The sequence below is a fragment of the Variovorax frigidus genome (assembly GCF_051216515.1).
GTDB lineage: Bacteria > Pseudomonadota > Gammaproteobacteria > Burkholderiales > Burkholderiaceae_C > Variovorax.
In genome coordinates this window covers 59,914-75,189 of the sequence record NZ_JBPJZF010000012.1, presented here as the reverse complement: position 1 = coordinate 75,189, position 15,276 = coordinate 59,914, and the positions used below count along the sequence as shown (strand labels likewise).

Here is a 15,276-nt window from a genome sequence, read left to right as displayed (position 1 = left end):
CTGCTCCGCAGCGTGCTGCCGGTTGGCGGCAAAATGCGGGGCCCGCCCATGAACGACAACAACGACAAAGACAACGACAAGCGCCAGACCCGCCGCCGGTTCGGCACCAACTCGGTCACCATGGCCGATGTCGCGCGGGTGGCCGGGGTGTCGGCGCAGACGGTCTCGCGCGTGCTGCGCGAGCCCGGCGGCTGCTCGCCGCAGACGGTCGAGCGCGTGCGCGAGGCGGTCCGCGCCACGCAGTACGTGCAGAACCATGCGGCCAGCCACCTGGCCTCCAACCGCAGCATGACGGTGGCGGCGGTGATCCCGCAGATCGCTGCATCGATCTTCGCGGAGACCCTGCAGGGCCTGTCGAACGTGCTGCTGCAGGCGGGCTACCAGGTGATCATCGGCCACAGCGACTACAGCCACGAGCGCGAAGAGGCCGTGGTGCGCAACCTGCTCGGGCGCCGGCCCGATGCCTTCTTCCTGGTCGGCACGCATCACACCGACGCGGTGCGCGACATGCTTGCGCGCGCCGCGATCCCGGTGGTCGAGAGTTGGGCCTGGACCGACACGCCCATCGACCAGCTGGTGGGCTTTTCCAACCAGGCGGCGCTGTCGGAGGCGGTGGCCTACGCGCGGCGGCGCGGCTATGCCCGGCCGACCTTCGTCGGCTCGCTGCGCCCCGGCGACGACCGCGCACGGGAGCGGCTGGACGGCTATCTGGCGGGCGTGGCACAGCACTACCCGGGCTTCGTGCCGCGCACCGTGGTGGCGGAAGACCTGCCCTACACCATGACCAGCGGCCGGGCGTTGCTGGACACCGCCCGCGAACGCCATCCCGACAGCGACCTGCTGCTGTTCTCGAGCGATCTGCTGGCCGCAGGCGCCTTGCTCGCCTGCCAGCGCCAGGGCATCGCGGTGCCGCAGACACTGGCCATCATGGGCTTCGGCGACTACGAGGTCGCGAGTGAATTGAACCCCGGCCTCACGACCATCGCGGTGCCGACCGTCCGCATGGGCGAGGAAGCGGCACGCATCCTGGTCCGGCGCCTGCGCAACGAGATGCCCGAGACGCGCACGGTCGACCTGGGCTTCGAACTGGTGGCGCGCGGGAGTGCGTGATGGCGCCTTCCGTCATCCCGACGCGGCCGGAGGGGCGCCCCGGCGGCGCGTCAGGGCGCAGGCCTTCACGTCCCCCGATGCAGCACCACGCGCGCCTCGATGGCCCGCGCCCTCAGCTGGCCGCACCCGCCATCGACGTCCTGCCCGGCCGAGTAGCGGAGCTTGGTCAGGATGCCGCGCTGAAGCAGCGTGCGGGCGATCCGTTCGCAGCGCTCCCGTTGCGGGCGGTGGAAGGCCACACCGTCCACCGTGTTGAAAGGGATCATGTTGAGCACGCCGTACTTGCCGCCCAGCAATCTGACGATGCCTTCGATCTCCTCGTCGCTGTCGTTGACGCCGTCCATCAGGGTCCACTGGTACTGGACGGGGTAGCCGGAGGCGCGCGCGTAGCGTTCGCTCGCCGCGACCAGTTCCTCGGGTGACATGTGCGGCGCGCGGGGCAGCAGGGTTCGGCGCAGCGCGGCGTCGGTCGTGTGCAGCGAGAGCGCCAGCGCGGGCTTCACCGCGCTCCGCTGCAGGCGCTCGAAGGCGCGCGGATCGCCCACGGTGGAGAACACCAGGTTCTTGTGGCCGATGTTGCCCGCCGTGCCGAGCAGCTCGATCGCTTCCATCACGTTGTCCAGGTTGTGCGCCGGTTCACCCATGCCCATGAACACCACCTTGGTGACGGCGCGACGCTGGCGCGCGAGCACGACCTGAGCGACGATTTCCGCGCTGCCGACCTGGCGCAGCAGCCCGTCACGCCCGGTCATGCAGAACTGGCAGCCGACCGCGCATCCCACCTGCGACGAGACGCACAGGCCGCCGCGCGGCAGCAGCACGCTTTCCACCGTCTGGCCGTCCGCCAGCGCCACGAGCAGGCGCTCGGAACCGTCGGCCCCGGGATGGACGGCGTCGATGCGCGCCAGCCCCGCGAGCTCGGCCTCGATGCGCGGCATCGCGGCCAGCAGAGAAGCGGGGAAGAAGGTGTGCGGTCGGCGCCGGCCACTGTCCTGCGGCCGCGCATGCGACCACATGCGCAGGATGCGGTGTTCGTGCAGCGGGCCGGCGCCGGCGTCCTGCAGCCGTTGCCTCAGTTCATGGATTTGCATGGGCTGCCCTGGAAAAAAAAGCCTTGCAAGTCCTCACTCTTGGTTCGTAAGCGCATGGCCGCTCCATCTTGACGGAGTGTCAGCTCCGGGACGCGGAGGATAGACTTCCGCCGCCAGAACCAGACATTTGCCGCGGGACCTTGCGTAGAAAAGCGAGATGAAATCAGATACTAACTGTCGTGTTGGAACTGTCCCCATGCTGGCCGAGACCGCTGCCGACAACGTGCCACGGATCGTGCGAATCCGCGTTTCCGACCGAGCCATTCCAAGACTGTGCTGAGGGGCCATGCTGTTGTATTTTTTCGATCTCGCCGGCGTCGCCGTATTCGCGATCAGCGGCGTGCTGGCGGCGGGCCACGCGGGGCTCGACTGGCTGGGCGTGGTGGTGATTGCTTCCGTCACAGCCGTGGGCGGCGGCACCTTGCGTGACCTGCTGCTTGACCGCCATCCGGTGTTCTGGATCCGGGACGTGCGTTACGTGTACGCGATTCTTGGGGCAACCGCGGTCGGCATCGCATGGGTGCATTTCGGACCGTTGCCGGAGCATGCGCTGGCATTGGCTGATGCAGTGGGACTGGGGCTTTTCGCCATCACTGGTGCGCAGATTGCGGAAGAACAACGCCTGCCTGCAGTCGTCGTGACACTGATCGGCACGATGACCGGCGCAGCAGGCGGCTTGCTGCGCGATGTGTTCACTGCGCACGTTCCGCTGCTTCTGAGTAGCGGTATCTACGGCTCCGCCGCCATCGTGGGCATCGCAGCCTATCTATTACTTCAGGCTGCTGGCACATCAAGGCGCTGGGCCTTTCATGCAGGTGTAGTGCTGATCGTGATGTTGCGGCTGGGCGGCATCTACGAGGGCTGGCATTTGCCGGTGCTGCGCCTACCGACCTAGATTGGCGGCGTTCCATCGGCATTGCCGACGAGCAATGAACCCATCAACGAAGCTTTGGGTTGAGCTTCGTTTTCGTCGGGACAGCACGTCCTGTTGGCCTGCCAGGCCGAACTCAACGACATAGCCCGCCATCGCCAGTACCGAACAGGCAACCCCGCGAATGAAGGTCATGCGCGAAAACGGAACGACTTCATACTCATCGGTAGCATCCACGGCCATGGACACGATCAACAGCATTCAGACGGCCATCGGCGCCTTACAGCAGTCAATCAATGCCGCCGTGGTCGATATGGCGAACGCCAAGACACTGGACGAGGCGAAGGCGGCTCAGCAGCGATTGATGGCATTCATGGAACAGATGGCAAGGCTGGAGCAGCAGTTGCAGGATGTGAAGGTCAAGCAGATCAACAAGGCGCCGGAGATGAAGCAGAAGGTGTGAAGTGAAAGGAAGTCAATTCCCCCAATGAAAATCCCGTAAACGGTCCAGCGCCGGAGATCGTCTTCACGGCAGAATAGGGCCAAGAGCGATATGCCCGGAAGATTGCAGCAAAGCGACGATGTCCCATGGTCCGTATTGAGCGTCCTCAACTCCACATCAGGACCGCAACATCGGCGGATGCCCACAGCCTGGCTGCACTTTCGATTCAGGTCTGGCTGAGCACCTATGCGACGGCGGGCGTCAACCAGGCTGCTGCACGCTTCGTACTCTCGGAATTCAGCGTGGAAAATTTTGTCAGGTTAAGCACTGACAGAACCGTGGCCCTGTTGGTGGCGGAAGAGGGCAAGGCACTGACCGGCTATGCGCTTTCCCGTTTTGGCTGCATCAGCCCGCTCGGATCAGGTCCTGACACCGAGATGGCTACGCTCTACGTGCAGGAGCCTTCCACACACAGGGGCGTCGGCACGGCCCTCTTGGCGAAGACTCGCGCTGTGGTTCACGAGCGAACTGGAGCTGACGACATCTGGTTGTCAGTGAAGGCGGACAACCTTAGAGCACAAGCGTTCTACCGGCAGAGGGGATTCATGATGCGCGGAACCACTCAGTTTGTTCTTGAGCAGGTCGCATATGAAAACTTTGTCTTCGTTGCGACAGCACAGACTTAGGACAGGGCCCGGATGTGCCCGAACTCCTTCGGTACTCCACGAGCGAAAAAAAGCCCCAAGTACTGATTTCCTTGGGCTTCTGAACTCCCGCGAGCTATCGTGGAAGCTGTCTTGGTGGCTCTTCACGGAAGAGCTACCTAAACCCATACGGGTGCAAGAAAAGCCGGTTCAATCAACAACTTGCAGCACTCATCAGGGGGGCTGAGTCTTCGCTTTCCAGCGCGTACTGGACTGGCGGCCTCGCGCCGTCCTCCGAGGTCATCGTGCTGTACCCGGTCAGGCCGGTTTGACGAAGCCAGGGCTCACCGAGTTGAAGGACTTCGCTGCCGCTACGCGGGTACAGCTGGGAGGGGGCAGGTCATGCCGCGTATTAATTCGCCGCGTCCGAACTTCGGTGATGCTGAACGATGTTTTCCGCGTCAGAAGTCCACGCGGAGTGTCACGCCGAGAGTCCGCGGCGTTCCTACGGAAGCGACATAGGCGCCGTTGGCGGTCGCGGTCACCGCCTGAAAATAGCGCTTGTCCATGGCGTTGCGCAACCACAGCGACAAGCTCCAGAGCTGGCTGCCGCGAACCAGTTCCCAGCGCGTGGCGAAGTTCAGCACACCGTAGGCCGGCATGCGCGAATACACCGACGCATCCAGCGTCCCGTCCTGGCCGGACCGCCAGGCGTAAGCGGCCGAGACCGCATGCGTCAGCGAAGGTGACCAGCGATAGCGGTACTCGCCGCCGACGTTGAGGATCCAGCGCGGCGCGCCGGCCACCCGCCGCCCTGACAAGTCGCAGCGCGCCGCAGGCTGCGGTATGGCAACTTCCGACGGGCACGGGGCGTTGTCGTAGCGCATGTAGCGGGCGTCGTTGAACGACGCGTTCGACCACAGCGTCAGGCCGCGCATCGGCAGCGCCTTCAGCTCGAGCTCCACACCGCGCGAGCGCAGGTCTCCGGCGTTCGTGAGGATCTGCACGTAGTTGCCGACCCCCGCGCCCGAGGGCTTCAGGTAGGCCGTCTGGTAGCCCCGCACGACGGCCGCGAAGGCGTTCATGTTGAGCTGCAGGCGGTCGTCGAGAAAGCGGCTCTTGATGCCGAGGTCGAGGCTGTTGATGCGTTCCGGCCCGACCAGCAGCGACTGCACGCCCAGCGGCCCCGGTGCGGCGCCTGGCCCGGCCAGGTTGATGCCACCGGACTTCTCGCCGTGCGACAGGCTCGCATAGCCAAGCAGGGCCGGTGCGAAGCGGTAGCTCGCGCTCAGCAGCGCCGACGGGCTGGTCTGCCGGATGCGCAGCGGCCCAGTGTCGTAGGCGCCGAGCACCAGCGGGTTGTTGCGCAGGAAGGCGGTCGCCCGCGAGCCGCCCGTCGAGTTGTCGCGATCGATGCGCGCCTTCTTGTCCTCCTGCGTCACCCGCAGCCCGGCCGTGAGGTCGAGTTCCGGCGTGGCATGCCAGGTGGCTTGTGAGAACAGCGCTTGGCTCTGCGTGTCGAGCGCACCGAAATTGATGCTGGACGAATTGGCGAACACCGGCACGGCGGTGCCCTGCAGCACGATGTCGGCCCGCGGGCCGAAGTCGGTCCAACCCTGATTGCGCAGGCGCTGGCGCAACAGGTACGCACCCACCACGTAGTCGACGGGGCCGCCGGTCGGGCCGGCCAGCCGCAGCTCCTGCGACACCTGCTGCTGATTCACGGTGCTGCCGCCTTCGAGCAGCACGGGGATGTTCAGGCTGTCGTTCGTGATCCGTGTGAAGCGCCAGTCGCGCGCGGCGGTGATCGACGTGATCTCCGCGCCCGAGGCGAGCTTCCAGCGTGCTTCGGCAGACAGCGCGTCCTGGTCGCTGCGCACCGACTCCTCGCCGTCAATGTTGACTTCGTGCCGCCGTGAGTCGGTGACGATGCCGGTCGCGCCACCGGCCAGCGCGCGCTGCATCGCGAGGCCCGGCCCGAGCCCGTAGGTCACGGTGGTGCCGGCGCTCGAACGCTCACGGTGGTGTTCGGCGATCAGGCGCAGGCTGAAGCCGTCGCTGCCGCGCACCAGCAACTGTCCGCGCACGCCGGAGCGGTCGCCGCCGCCGAGCTTGTCGCCGTCGTGGAGGTTGGTGATCGCGCCGCCCTCGTGCGCGCCGTACACGAGGAGTCGCCCGGCCACATCGTCGGCCAGCGCCCCCGAAAAGATCGCCTGCCCTTGTGCCAGACCACGCTGGCCGGCCGACCACTGCAGGCTGCGTTCGGTGTCGAAGGTGGGTGGGCGCGTGTGGATGCTCAGCACGCCGGCGGTGGTGTTCTTGCCGAACAGCGTGCCCTGCGGCCCGCGCAACAGCTCGATGCGCTCGATGTCCAGCAGGTCGAAGGCCGCCATGCCGGTGCGGCCGAGGTACACGTTGTCGACATACACGCCGGTGCTGCCCTCGAGCCCGTCGTTGCTCGGATTGAGGCCGATGCCGCGCACCGCGAGGCTCATCCGGCGCGCGTCCGGCGTCGCGATGCTGGTGCTCGGCAACTGCTGCGCGAGGTCGTCGATGTGCTCGACATGCTGCGCCTCGAGGTCGCGCCCTTCGAGCACCGTGATCGGCACCGGCACGGCCTGCGCGGCCTCGTCGCGGCCCCGCGCGTTCACCGTCACCGTCGCCAGCGACGCCGGGTCCTCAGGCTGTGCGACCGCGGCAATGCTGGCACTGGAAAGGACGAGGCCCCAGGCCGCCGTGCGACGCCGTGATGCGCCACGCGCAACGCGTTGCTTGATCTGCATGGGTCATGGAAGGCGTCGCCTCCTGCTGTTGGTTCGGGCGCTACTGTAAGCGGCAGTCCGTGTCACTTCGTTCTCAAGGCGCAGCGTTGGGTGCAGCGTTTCCGGGGCCTTTGCAAGGCAGAACCAGGCGAAAGGTCGAGCCTTCGGCGCCCGTGTCGATCAGCCGCACGTCACCGCCGTGGCGCCGTGCAATCTCGCGCGCCAGATGCAGGCCCAAGCCCGATCCCGCGACGGTCGCGACCGCGTCGGATCGGAAGTATTTTTCGAAGATGCGCGCCACATCCGCATCCGCCACCCCGGCGCCCTGGTCGGCCACGTCGATCTGCGCCGCGTCGCCGACCCGAAGCAACGTGACGCGCACGCTGCTCTCCGAGGGCGAGTACTTCAGTGCGTTGTGCATCAGGTTCTGCAGCGCGATCTCGATCAACGAACGGTCGCCCCGGACCTCGGCCAGCGGATGCGGCATCGTCAGCTGCAGGCGCTCCGACCCGTGCAGGTTGAAGCTGTCGCACATGCCGCGCGCCAACGCTTCCATGTCGATGGGCTCCAGCCGCAGTGCGCGCTGCTCCAGGTGCAGGCGGTCGGCGACGAGAATATTCTCGATCAGCATCGACAGCCGCTGCACCGAGCGACGGATCCGTCCGGTGCGCAGCTTGACGGCCGGTTCGGCACCGAACTTCGACAGATCGAGCGATTGCGCCGCCGCATCGATCACGGCCAGCGGCGTGCGGAACTCGTGCGACACCATGGAGACGAACTCGTGTTGCTGCTCGGCACTCCGGCGCGTGACGTCGAGCGACTGCAGCAGGCGCGTTTCCAGCCGGCTGCGCTTGGCAATTTCGTCGCGCAGCGCAACGTTGGCGCCCGCCAGTTCGGCGGTGCGGCGTTCCACCGTGGACTCGAGCAACTGTTCGGCCTCGATGTGCATCGACAGCGCACGCTCTCGATGCGCGCGCACATCGCGCTCGGCGCGGCGCGTGCGGTCGGCCACCGCCACGTTCAGCAGAATCAGGTGCGTGAGAGTGCCGACCATGTAGAGGTGTTCGGGCGCAGCACCGGGCACCCGATCGCCAAGCCAGAGCTTCAGCAGGCTGTAGAGCGCGATCACGGTGCCGATCGAAAAGGCCGATGCCGGCAGCAGGTACTGGAACTGGCGGCGCACCAGCAGCAAATAGCAGACGAAAAGGGCACCGAAGAGGGTCGACACGGCGCTGCCGACGCCGACCCAGACGCCGATCCATGTGTGGAAGTCCGTCAGGGCCAGGCCCAGCGCCACCAGGTTGAACACGGCAACTGCGTTGAAGAAGCGCGCCGCGGGCGGCCAGTGCTGCCGGAAGCCGAACATGCGGGCCATGAACAAGGTCGCGACCACATTGAAGAAGCAGTTCACCGCCTGAACCGCCTGGGCCACGCGCTCCGGGCGCGTGTCCAGCACCCATTCGGCCAGATAGCCCAGCCGCGTGGTGGTGAGCAGGACGGTGCAGAGCACGTAGAGCGCGTAGTGGCCGTAGAGCGTGTCCTTCAGCCACACCATGAAGATCAGGTTCATGCAGACCCCCAGCAACGCTGCGCCCAGCAGCACGCCGATGGCCGTGTAGTCCTGCGTCTGGAAGCGGTCGAAGCCGGCGGGTTGCCACAGGTCCAGCTCGGCGCGCAGCGGCGGGCCGTCGTTGCGCAGCCGCAGGAAGTAGTCGCCGGCGGTCGTCACCACATCGATCGGGAAGACGAAGTTGTGGTCGGGGACGGGGCGGTCGACGAAGGCCCGGCGGTCGCCCAGCGGGGTCTCGACGAAGCCGCCGCGGCCGTCGGGCGCATACAGCGTGGCCTCGTTCATGCGCGCCGGCCGCAGGCGCAGCAGCCAGCGCGAAGGGGCGTCCGGCGTGCGCGCCAGCGAGAAGCGCAGCCACACCGCGTCGCGGGTGTAGCCGGCTTCGACGGGGCCGTCCACCGGCTCGAAGCCGTGCTGTTGCGGCTCGCGCGACACATCGTCGACGCGCCACTGGCCGGAGGGATCGTTCTGCCGCGCCAGGGCGCCCGTGAGGTCGACCGCCCGCTCGAGCCCGTCGGCGGCGGTCAGCACCACCGCGTGCACGGGCAGGGCGATCGCCAGCCACCCGACGAAGGCGAGCAGGCAGCGGCGCAGCCAGCGAAGCAGGGCGAAGCGGCAGGGGAGAAGCGTGGGCGAGAGAGGCATGGAACGGTCGGCCCCGGCCGGTCGACCCGGCGCTCAGGGGCCGCGAATTTACAGTTTATTCACATGCCATCGACAATTTTGCCCCAGCGCTTCGGATCTACGTGATCGAGGACGACGACGACCTACGGGAAGAAATGTTCTGTGAAGCAATGGGATGGACGCCCCCACCCTTCAACGGCATTTCAGTGCCAGAGTGGAGTGTCAGCCACCACTCGATCCGGAAGGAGCGTCCATCATGCAACTTACGGCAATCGGCCTCGACCTGGCCAAGAACGTATTTCAGGTCCACGGTGTCAACGAGCACGGCAGGGGCGTGCTTCGCAAACAGTTGAGGCGCGACCAGGTGGCGGCGTTCTTCGCCAACTTACCGACGTGCTTGGTGGACATCGAGGCGTGCGCCAGCGCGCATCACTGGGCGCGCAAGCTGCAGGCCATGGGGCACACGGTCAGATTGATGGCCCCGCAGTTCGTTAAGCCATACGTGAAGAGCAACAAGAACGATGTCGCTGACGCGGAGGCGATCTGCGAGGCGGACACACGTCCGTCGATGCGCTTCGTGCCGCTCAAGAACATCGAGCAGCAGGCAGTTCTCTCGCTGCACCGCGTTCGCCAGGGGTTCGTCAAGGCGCGCACGGCTCAGGCGAATCAGATCCGCGGCCTGCTCGGAGAATATGGTCTCATCGTGCCGCAAGGCATTGCCTACCTGACGCAGCGTGTCCCGTCCCTGATCGAGGATGCCTGCAACGAACTGCCAGGCTCATTCCGACTTCTCATTCAACGCCTGCTCGAACACCTCAAGCTACTGCAGCAGCAAGTCGACGAGATCGAGTCACAGATCAAGGCATGGCATCGCTCAAGCGAGGCCAGCAGTCGCCTGGAGCAGATTCCAGGTATCGGACCGCTGACGGCAACGGCACTGGTCGCCAGTGTGGGCGATGCGAAGAATTTCGACAACGGACGTCAGTTCGCTGCGTGGTTGGGTCTCGTGCCCAGACAGCATTCGAGTGGCGGCAAGCCGACGCTCCTGGGCATCAGCAAACGAGGCGACTCCTACCTGAGAACACTGCTTATCCACGGTGCTCGATCTGTGATCTACCAGGCGCAGGCCCGACACCGGGCCAGCGCTCAGGGTTGGCTACTCAAGCTGATCGGTCGGCGCAACGCCAACGTCGCGGCCGTCGCGCTGGCAAACAAGAATGCGAGGATCGTGTGGGCCCTGCTAGTGCGGGGTGAAGGTTTTAGACCGCCCTGCGCGAGCGCAGCGGCGGTCGCGTAGCCAGAAGGTTTCAGAAGAACACAGTCAAGGAGGAATATCTCGCCGATTGCTCAAGCGATCACGCAGTGATGGCATGGCAGGTCAGACCGTGGTTGGCGTAACCCGCTCTTGACAGAGCACCTCGGAGTGCGCTGAAGCTTTGGGGAGCCAGCCAGCAGAACCCATCAGGGACAGCGAATGCTCTCGCGAAAAGTCCGGATGTACGGGTGCAATCTTCACCTCCGCGCCGTTCACAAACTGAAAGCTTGGCAAACCGGGGGCGTCCATGTACGTCAAGAGGTTATTTCTTGTTGAGTTGAGTCTGTCCATGGGCGCGAGCCCGCCGATGCCGCTGTGCGGGCGATGCCAGTTGTAGTGGTGCTGCCAGCTTTTCAGGGCATCGGTTCGATGGGCTGAGTTCTGGTATGGCCATCGATGGCCACGAACAACGTCTCCCAACCCGCGCCATCAACCGAGTCGCGCCGGTTGCCTGTGACGCGGTGGCTGGGGCGCACGATGCGCCCGAGCTTCTTGGTATCGATGTGCAGCAGATCACCGGGTGCCTCATGCTCATAGCGCACGACGGGCTCCACAGGCTCCAGGTCGCTCAACTTGGACAGACCCGCTCGCGCCGCACACGGCTGACCGTGGACTCCGATACACCGACGCTGCGTGCGATGCGCGTCTGCAGCATCCGCCGCTTGCGCAGCTCGACGATGAGCAAGGCCTTGACTGCATCGATGGTCCTTGGGGAGCGGACGGGCCTGGACGACGCATCGGCAAGCGCGGCCTCACCGCCAGCCAGATAGCGACCAAGCCACTTCCTTGCCGTCGGCGCGGTGACGCCATGTGCGGCCGCAGCTCGCACGGCGTCAAGGCCCTCCAAGGTCATCTGCTTGACCATCTCGATTCGGCGGGCAAAGGTAAGTCGGGCATGCTTATGGGTGTTCATCCGGTTGGGCCTCCTGAGTGGATTGGGTGTTTGGCGATTTCCAGTCTCTCAAACCCAATCCGGATGAACACCGGATACAACCTATTGGAGCTTCACAACTAGGGAAACACTTTTGCCTAGGAGTACTCGGACGAAGTAAACGCCCGTTTTTTTGCGGTACAAGCGCGGGGATGAAAATCCCATCTGGTGGCACCCCTGAAAAACAAAAAGCCTTGTAAGTCGTTGACTTACAAGGCTTTTTCTTGACTGGTGGCTCTTCACGGATTCGAACCGCGGACCTGTGGATTATGATTCCATCGCTCTAACCGACTGAGCTAAAGAGCCGAGCCAGAGATTATAGCCCGAGCTTTGTATGCCCCGTCAACTGCCTCGCGGCAATTTGTCGAGTTCTTCGGTCACGAGCCGCACGATCAGCCGGTCCAGCGTCTGCACCGAGTAGTTGCCCACGTCGTGCACGGTCTCGCGGCCCGGGCCGCTCGCGGGACGTTCGGCGTCCTTGTAGGTGAGGAACACGAAGCGCCCGCCGGTGTACTGCGCGATCTGCCGCTGGATGTACTCGCCCTGCTTGTCGAGGCCGCTCGCGCCCACGCTGAACACCTTGATGCCCTTGCCCAGCGCCACCATCATGTCGTCGTCGTACTGCGGGCCGCCGTAGTCCAGGTGCGGCGGCGCATCGGCCAGCAGCACGACCATGCGGGTGGCGCCGCTGCCGCGCCAGCTCAGCTTGTGCACCGTCTCGTGCAGCGCCTCGTTCATCGCTTCCGGGTAGTCGCCGCCGCCATTGGCCTGCAGCGCATTCAGCACGCCCTGGAAGGCGTCGAGGTTGTTCGTGAAGTCGTGGCTGCGCAGCAGGAAGGCATCGCCCTTGTCGCGGTAGGCCACCAGGCCGAAGCAGGTGTCGGGGCGGCTGGGCAGCTGCGCCACTTCGGCGGCGATGGTGCGCAGCGTGCTTTTGAGGCGGCCGATCTCGTCGGCCATCGAGCCGGTGGCGTCGATCAGGAACACCAGGTCGAGTCGCGCGCGGGCCGGCGCCGCGTCGTCCGACAGCACGATGTCGACCGCGCTCTTCTGGCCGCGCTGCAGGAAGCCGCCGGCCTGCCGGCCGTTCTTGCGCACCGCGACTTCGTAGACCTGGCTGGCGTTCGGATCGAAGGCGTCGGGATGCAGCCAGGCGCGGCCGCCGGCATCGGTGCGGGCCCACATCGCGGCGCCGCCGGGGGCGCGCACCGCGACCTCGGCGTCGGGCACGACGGCGCCGCGCGCGGTGCGCACCTGCAGCAGGTAGCGCTGCTGCACGTCGCGGGCACGGTGCACGACGGAGGTGCGATCGCGAAAGCGCAGGTACTCGCCGAAGTCGGCGTTGTCGTCGACCATGCCGGCGGTCACGGGCTGCCGCGGCTGCTGTTGCTGTTGCGGCGGTGCCTGGCGCGGATGCGGCATCGGCAGGATGGAGGGCTCGGTCATGCGAGCCGAGGGTGCGGCGGCCACTGCGGGCGAGGGCGGGGGCGGGGCCGAAGGAATCTCCGCATCGGCAACGGAGCGGTCGGCCAGGGCTTCGCTGGCCGTCGCGCGGTCGCTGCGTTTCTCGCGGGCAGGGCTCGCACGCTCGCGCACCTCGTCGCGTTGGCTGGTCTGCGGATCGCGCCCGGGGACCTCCCTTGTCTGGACCGGACGCGCGCAGTTCTGCGCCGACGGGGCCTGGAAATTCGGCGTGCGCAGGACCGTGGCGCCGCTGGGCCATTGCGGTGGCGTGCCTTGCGCAGGCAGCGACGGTTGGGGTTGCGGCGTAGGCTCGGGCCAGGCGGTGGGGCCTTCGCCCACCATGCTCCTGGCCTGGCAGGCGCTGAGCAGAAACTGCGCGCAGAGCAGGACGACGACGGCGCGCTGGCCACGCGAAACGCGTCGGGCAACGGGACGGAAGGCAGAGGCGGTCGAAGGAGGGACAGAAGGCAGGGTCATCGAGGACTCCGAGGGTGAGTGATGTCCTTGATACGGCCGGCGCAGACCTTCGGGGTTCGTGTCTGCAAAAGAAAACACACGGTGCGAACCCCGAACGCCATGGCCGTCCGTACAAGCTGAGGTGAGAATCTGTCCATGCAGTCCCCCCCGCCCGTCGCGGCTTCCGCGATCCACGCCACCCTGCCGGACGACCAGCTGATGCTTGCCTATGCCGGCGGCGACGCCGCGGCCTTCGACGTGCTCTACGGGCGCCACGAAGGCGCGCTGTACCGCTTCGTGCGGCGACTGATGGGCGTGCGGCTGGCGGCCGAGGTCGACGAGGTGTTCCAGGAAACCTGGGTGCGCATCATCACGGCGCGCGCCAGCTTCTCGCCGCAGGGCGCCGCGTGGCGCACCTGGGCCTTCACCATCGCGCACAACCTGGCGATGGACCGGCTGCGCGCGAGCGGGCGCGAGGTGGTCTTCCACGCGCACGACGAGGACGGCGACGGCGTGGAGGCCGCGCAGCTGTTCGGGCGCGGCATGGTCAACGACCTGGGCCAGCCGATCGACGTCGCACACCCCTCGGCCGAGGACATGGCCTTCTGGCGCTCGGCCGGCCGGCGGCTGCTGAACTGCCTGGACGAACTGCCCGACGATCAGCGCGCCGCCTTTTTGCTGCACCACGAAGACGGCTTCACCGTCGAGGCCCTGGCCGCCACGCTCGAGATCGGCTTCGAGACGGTGCGCAGCCGGCTGCGCTACGGCATGAAGAAGCTGCGCGGCTGCATGGCGCGCTATCTGTCGGCGCTGGGGGAGGGTGCATGAGCGATCTCGACAAACTCGACGATCACGACCTGCGCGACCCGGTGCTGCGGCGTGCGCTCGAGAACGCGCCCGATCAGGCGGCTACGCCCGACTGGCGCCTGGGTCAATCGATCCGAGCGATGGCGCACGAGGCCGTGGCGCCCTCGCTTCCCGAATTGCCGGTGGCTGCGCAACGGCCGTGGTGGCAGCGGCTGCTGGGCATCGGCGCGGGTGGCGGTGTGCCGTGGAATGCGGCTTTCGCGACCGTGCTGGTCGGTGTGCTGGTCACGATGATGTGGCAGCGCGAAGAGGTGCCGGGTGCGCGACTCGATGGTGAGCAGGAGAAGGCTGCGCCGGCGGCCGCCGCGCCGCCGCCGGCGGCCGAGATCGCACAGGGTGTGCCTGCGCCTGCGGCCCCTGCGGCACCCGAGCCCGCGGCGGCACCTGCGCCCAGCGCGCTCGACGCCCAGTTGGCCGAGTCCCGCGCGACCACCGCGGCGGCCACGCGCGCGCTCGACGAGGAAGAAGCCCGTGCGAAGCGCGCACGCCAGGCCGAGACCGAAGCCGCGGCGGCACGCGCGCGGGCACAGAAGAAGGAGGCCCTGCGGCCACCGGCACCGCTGCCGCCGGCACCGGCACTGGTGCTGCCGGATCCGGCCGCTGCACCGGCGCTGGCCGATGCGCCGACCGCCCGCGCGAGCAAGCAGGCGGCAATCATCGAGCGGCGGGCTTTCGCGGCATCGCAGGAAGCCACTCCCTCGGCCGCAGCGCCGCGCGCGGCACCGGCTCCTGCGCCCGCGGCGGCACCGGCCGCCCCGGCGCCACCGAGCTTTGCCGCGTTGTCGCAATGGACCGTGCTGCACATCACGCGCCCCGATGGCGAAACGCGCAGCCTGCAGCGGGCCGAGGCGCGCGAACTGGGCGCGCTGATCGGTTCGGCGGCGTTGGCGGGCGTGGGCGCCCGGCCGCTGCGCGGCAAGGTCGATTGGCGCATCACGCTGGCGCGCAATGGCGAGTCACTGGCCGTGCTGGAACTGGTCGGCGGCCAGGTGCGCTGGCGCGAGGAGGGTGTGGCGCCGGGCATCGGTTCGCCCGGGGCCGGCGCCATGAAAGGCTTGCGCGCCGCGCTGGAAGAAGCGAGCGCGCCTCAGCCGCCGTCACCGACACGCTGAGGCGTTGCCGGTGGCAG

The 15,276-nt window shown here is 66.9% G+C and carries 12 protein-coding genes, 1 tRNA gene and 1 pseudogene; 7 read left to right on the top strand and 7 right to left on the bottom strand.

Going from position 1 to position 15,276, the window contains the following annotated elements:
- Positions 1 to 48: 48 nt before the first annotated feature.
- On the top strand, positions 49 to 1,110 hold the full coding sequence (locus tag ACSFBC_RS27750; protein WP_435513554.1) for a LacI family DNA-binding transcriptional regulator: 1,062 nt from the start codon (positions 49 to 51) through the stop codon (positions 1,108 to 1,110).
- 65 nt (positions 1,111 to 1,175) lie between these two features.
- Here the strand turns inward: ACSFBC_RS27750 and ACSFBC_RS27745 are convergent, their stop codons facing one another.
- A complete protein-coding gene (locus tag ACSFBC_RS27745; protein WP_435513553.1) occupies positions 1,176 to 2,201 on the bottom strand; it encodes an RNA methyltransferase in 1,026 nt (341 codons plus the stop codon).
- 286 nt (positions 2,202 to 2,487) lie between these two features.
- On the opposite strand from ACSFBC_RS27745, the gene ACSFBC_RS27740 reads away from it, so the two are divergent.
- A complete protein-coding gene (locus tag ACSFBC_RS27740; RefSeq protein ID WP_435513552.1) occupies positions 2,488 to 3,096 on the top strand; it encodes a trimeric intracellular cation channel family protein in 609 nt (202 codons plus the stop codon).
- Here ACSFBC_RS27740 and ACSFBC_RS27735 read toward each other — a convergent pair.
- Positions 3,085 to 3,333 (bottom strand): hypothetical protein, encoded by a 249-nt coding sequence (locus tag ACSFBC_RS27735; RefSeq protein WP_435513551.1) that lies wholly within the window; start codon positions 3,331 to 3,333, stop codon positions 3,085 to 3,087. The two genes, ACSFBC_RS27740 and ACSFBC_RS27735, sit on opposite strands and share 12 nt — an antisense overlap.
- Here ACSFBC_RS27735 and ACSFBC_RS27730 point away from each other — a divergent pair.
- Together ACSFBC_RS27730 and ACSFBC_RS27725 are read left to right on the top strand one after the other, a co-directional pair.
- On the top strand, positions 3,314 to 3,535 hold the full coding sequence (locus ACSFBC_RS27730; RefSeq protein ID WP_435513550.1) for a hypothetical protein: 222 nt from the start codon (positions 3,314 to 3,316) through the stop codon (positions 3,533 to 3,535). The genes ACSFBC_RS27735 and ACSFBC_RS27730 overlap by 20 nt on opposite strands.
- A gap of 125 nt (positions 3,536 to 3,660) precedes the next feature.
- Complete coding sequence (locus tag ACSFBC_RS27725) at positions 3,661 to 4,200, top strand: GNAT family N-acetyltransferase (protein ID WP_435513549.1); 540 nt, start codon at positions 3,661 to 3,663, stop codon at positions 4,198 to 4,200.
- Positions 4,201 to 4,619: 419 nt separating this feature from the next.
- On the opposite strand, the gene ACSFBC_RS27720 is transcribed toward ACSFBC_RS27725, so the two are convergent.
- A complete protein-coding gene (locus ACSFBC_RS27720; RefSeq protein WP_435513548.1) occupies positions 4,620 to 6,941 on the bottom strand; it encodes a TonB-dependent receptor in 2,322 nt (773 codons plus the stop codon).
- 73 nt (positions 6,942 to 7,014) lie between these two features.
- A complete protein-coding gene (locus tag ACSFBC_RS27715) occupies positions 7,015 to 9,135 on the bottom strand; it encodes a sensor histidine kinase (protein WP_435513547.1) in 2,121 nt (706 codons plus the stop codon).
- Positions 9,136 to 9,370: 235 nt separating this feature from the next.
- Between ACSFBC_RS27715 and ACSFBC_RS27710 the strand changes: the two genes are divergently transcribed.
- Positions 9,371 to 10,411, top strand: a complete 1,041-nt coding sequence (locus ACSFBC_RS27710) for an IS110 family RNA-guided transposase (RefSeq protein WP_435513546.1) — start codon at positions 9,371 to 9,373, stop codon at positions 10,409 to 10,411.
- Between the two features lie 270 nt (positions 10,412 to 10,681).
- Here ACSFBC_RS27710 and ACSFBC_RS27705 read toward each other — a convergent pair.
- The 3 genes and pseudogenes from ACSFBC_RS27705 to ACSFBC_RS27695 all read right to left on the bottom strand — a co-directional run.
- A pseudogene (locus tag ACSFBC_RS27705) lies at positions 10,682 to 11,342 on the bottom strand (leucine zipper domain-containing protein); the annotation flags it as partial.
- 247 nt (positions 11,343 to 11,589) lie between these two features.
- Positions 11,590 to 11,666: transfer RNA gene (locus ACSFBC_RS27700), tRNA-Met, on the bottom strand.
- Positions 11,667 to 11,702: 36 nt separating this feature from the next.
- Positions 11,703 to 13,301 (bottom strand): vWA domain-containing protein, encoded by a 1,599-nt coding sequence (locus ACSFBC_RS27695; protein ID WP_435513545.1) that lies wholly within the window; start codon positions 13,299 to 13,301, stop codon positions 11,703 to 11,705.
- Between the two features lie 135 nt (positions 13,302 to 13,436).
- Here ACSFBC_RS27695 and ACSFBC_RS27690 point away from each other — a divergent pair, with 135 nt between their 5' ends.
- Positions 13,437 to 14,108 (top strand): sigma-70 family RNA polymerase sigma factor, encoded by a 672-nt coding sequence (locus ACSFBC_RS27690; protein ID WP_435513544.1) that lies wholly within the window; start codon positions 13,437 to 13,439, stop codon positions 14,106 to 14,108.
- Positions 14,105 to 15,259: a hypothetical protein gene (locus tag ACSFBC_RS27685; protein WP_435513543.1), complete on the top strand. Its 1,155-nt coding sequence runs from the start codon at positions 14,105 to 14,107 to the stop codon at positions 15,257 to 15,259. The genes ACSFBC_RS27690 and ACSFBC_RS27685 overlap by 4 nt, the downstream gene beginning before the upstream one ends.
- Positions 15,260 to 15,276: the final 17 nt, after the last annotated feature.

Excerpts from the sequence above, each read along its gene's own strand:
- ACSFBC_RS27750 (WP_435513554.1), top strand. The coding sequence starts at position 49 with ATGAACGACAACAACGACAAAGACAACGACAAGCGCCAGACCCGCCGC.
- ACSFBC_RS27745 (WP_435513553.1), bottom strand. The coding sequence starts at position 2,201 with ATGCAAATCCATGAACTGAGGCAACGGCTGCAGGACGCCGGCGCCGGC.
- ACSFBC_RS27740 (WP_435513552.1), top strand. The coding sequence starts at position 2,488 with ATGCTGTTGTATTTTTTCGATCTCGCCGGCGTCGCCGTATTCGCGATC.
- ACSFBC_RS27730 (WP_435513550.1), top strand. The coding sequence starts at position 3,314 with ATGGACACGATCAACAGCATTCAGACGGCCATCGGCGCCTTACAGCAG.
- ACSFBC_RS27735 (WP_435513551.1), bottom strand. The coding sequence starts at position 3,333 with ATGCTGTTGATCGTGTCCATGGCCGTGGATGCTACCGATGAGTATGAA.
- ACSFBC_RS27725 (WP_435513549.1), top strand. The coding sequence starts at position 3,661 with ATGGTCCGTATTGAGCGTCCTCAACTCCACATCAGGACCGCAACATCG.
- ACSFBC_RS27720 (WP_435513548.1), bottom strand. The coding sequence starts at position 6,941 with ATGCAGATCAAGCAACGCGTTGCGCGTGGCGCATCACGGCGTCGCACG.
- ACSFBC_RS27715 (WP_435513547.1), bottom strand. The coding sequence starts at position 9,135 with ATGCCTCTCTCGCCCACGCTTCTCCCCTGCCGCTTCGCCCTGCTTCGC.
- ACSFBC_RS27710 (WP_435513546.1), top strand. The coding sequence starts at position 9,371 with ATGCAACTTACGGCAATCGGCCTCGACCTGGCCAAGAACGTATTTCAG.
- ACSFBC_RS27695 (WP_435513545.1), bottom strand. The coding sequence starts at position 13,301 with ATGACCCTGCCTTCTGTCCCTCCTTCGACCGCCTCTGCCTTCCGTCCC.
- ACSFBC_RS27690 (WP_435513544.1), top strand. The coding sequence starts at position 13,437 with ATGCAGTCCCCCCCGCCCGTCGCGGCTTCCGCGATCCACGCCACCCTG.
- ACSFBC_RS27685 (WP_435513543.1), top strand. The coding sequence starts at position 14,105 with ATGAGCGATCTCGACAAACTCGACGATCACGACCTGCGCGACCCGGTG.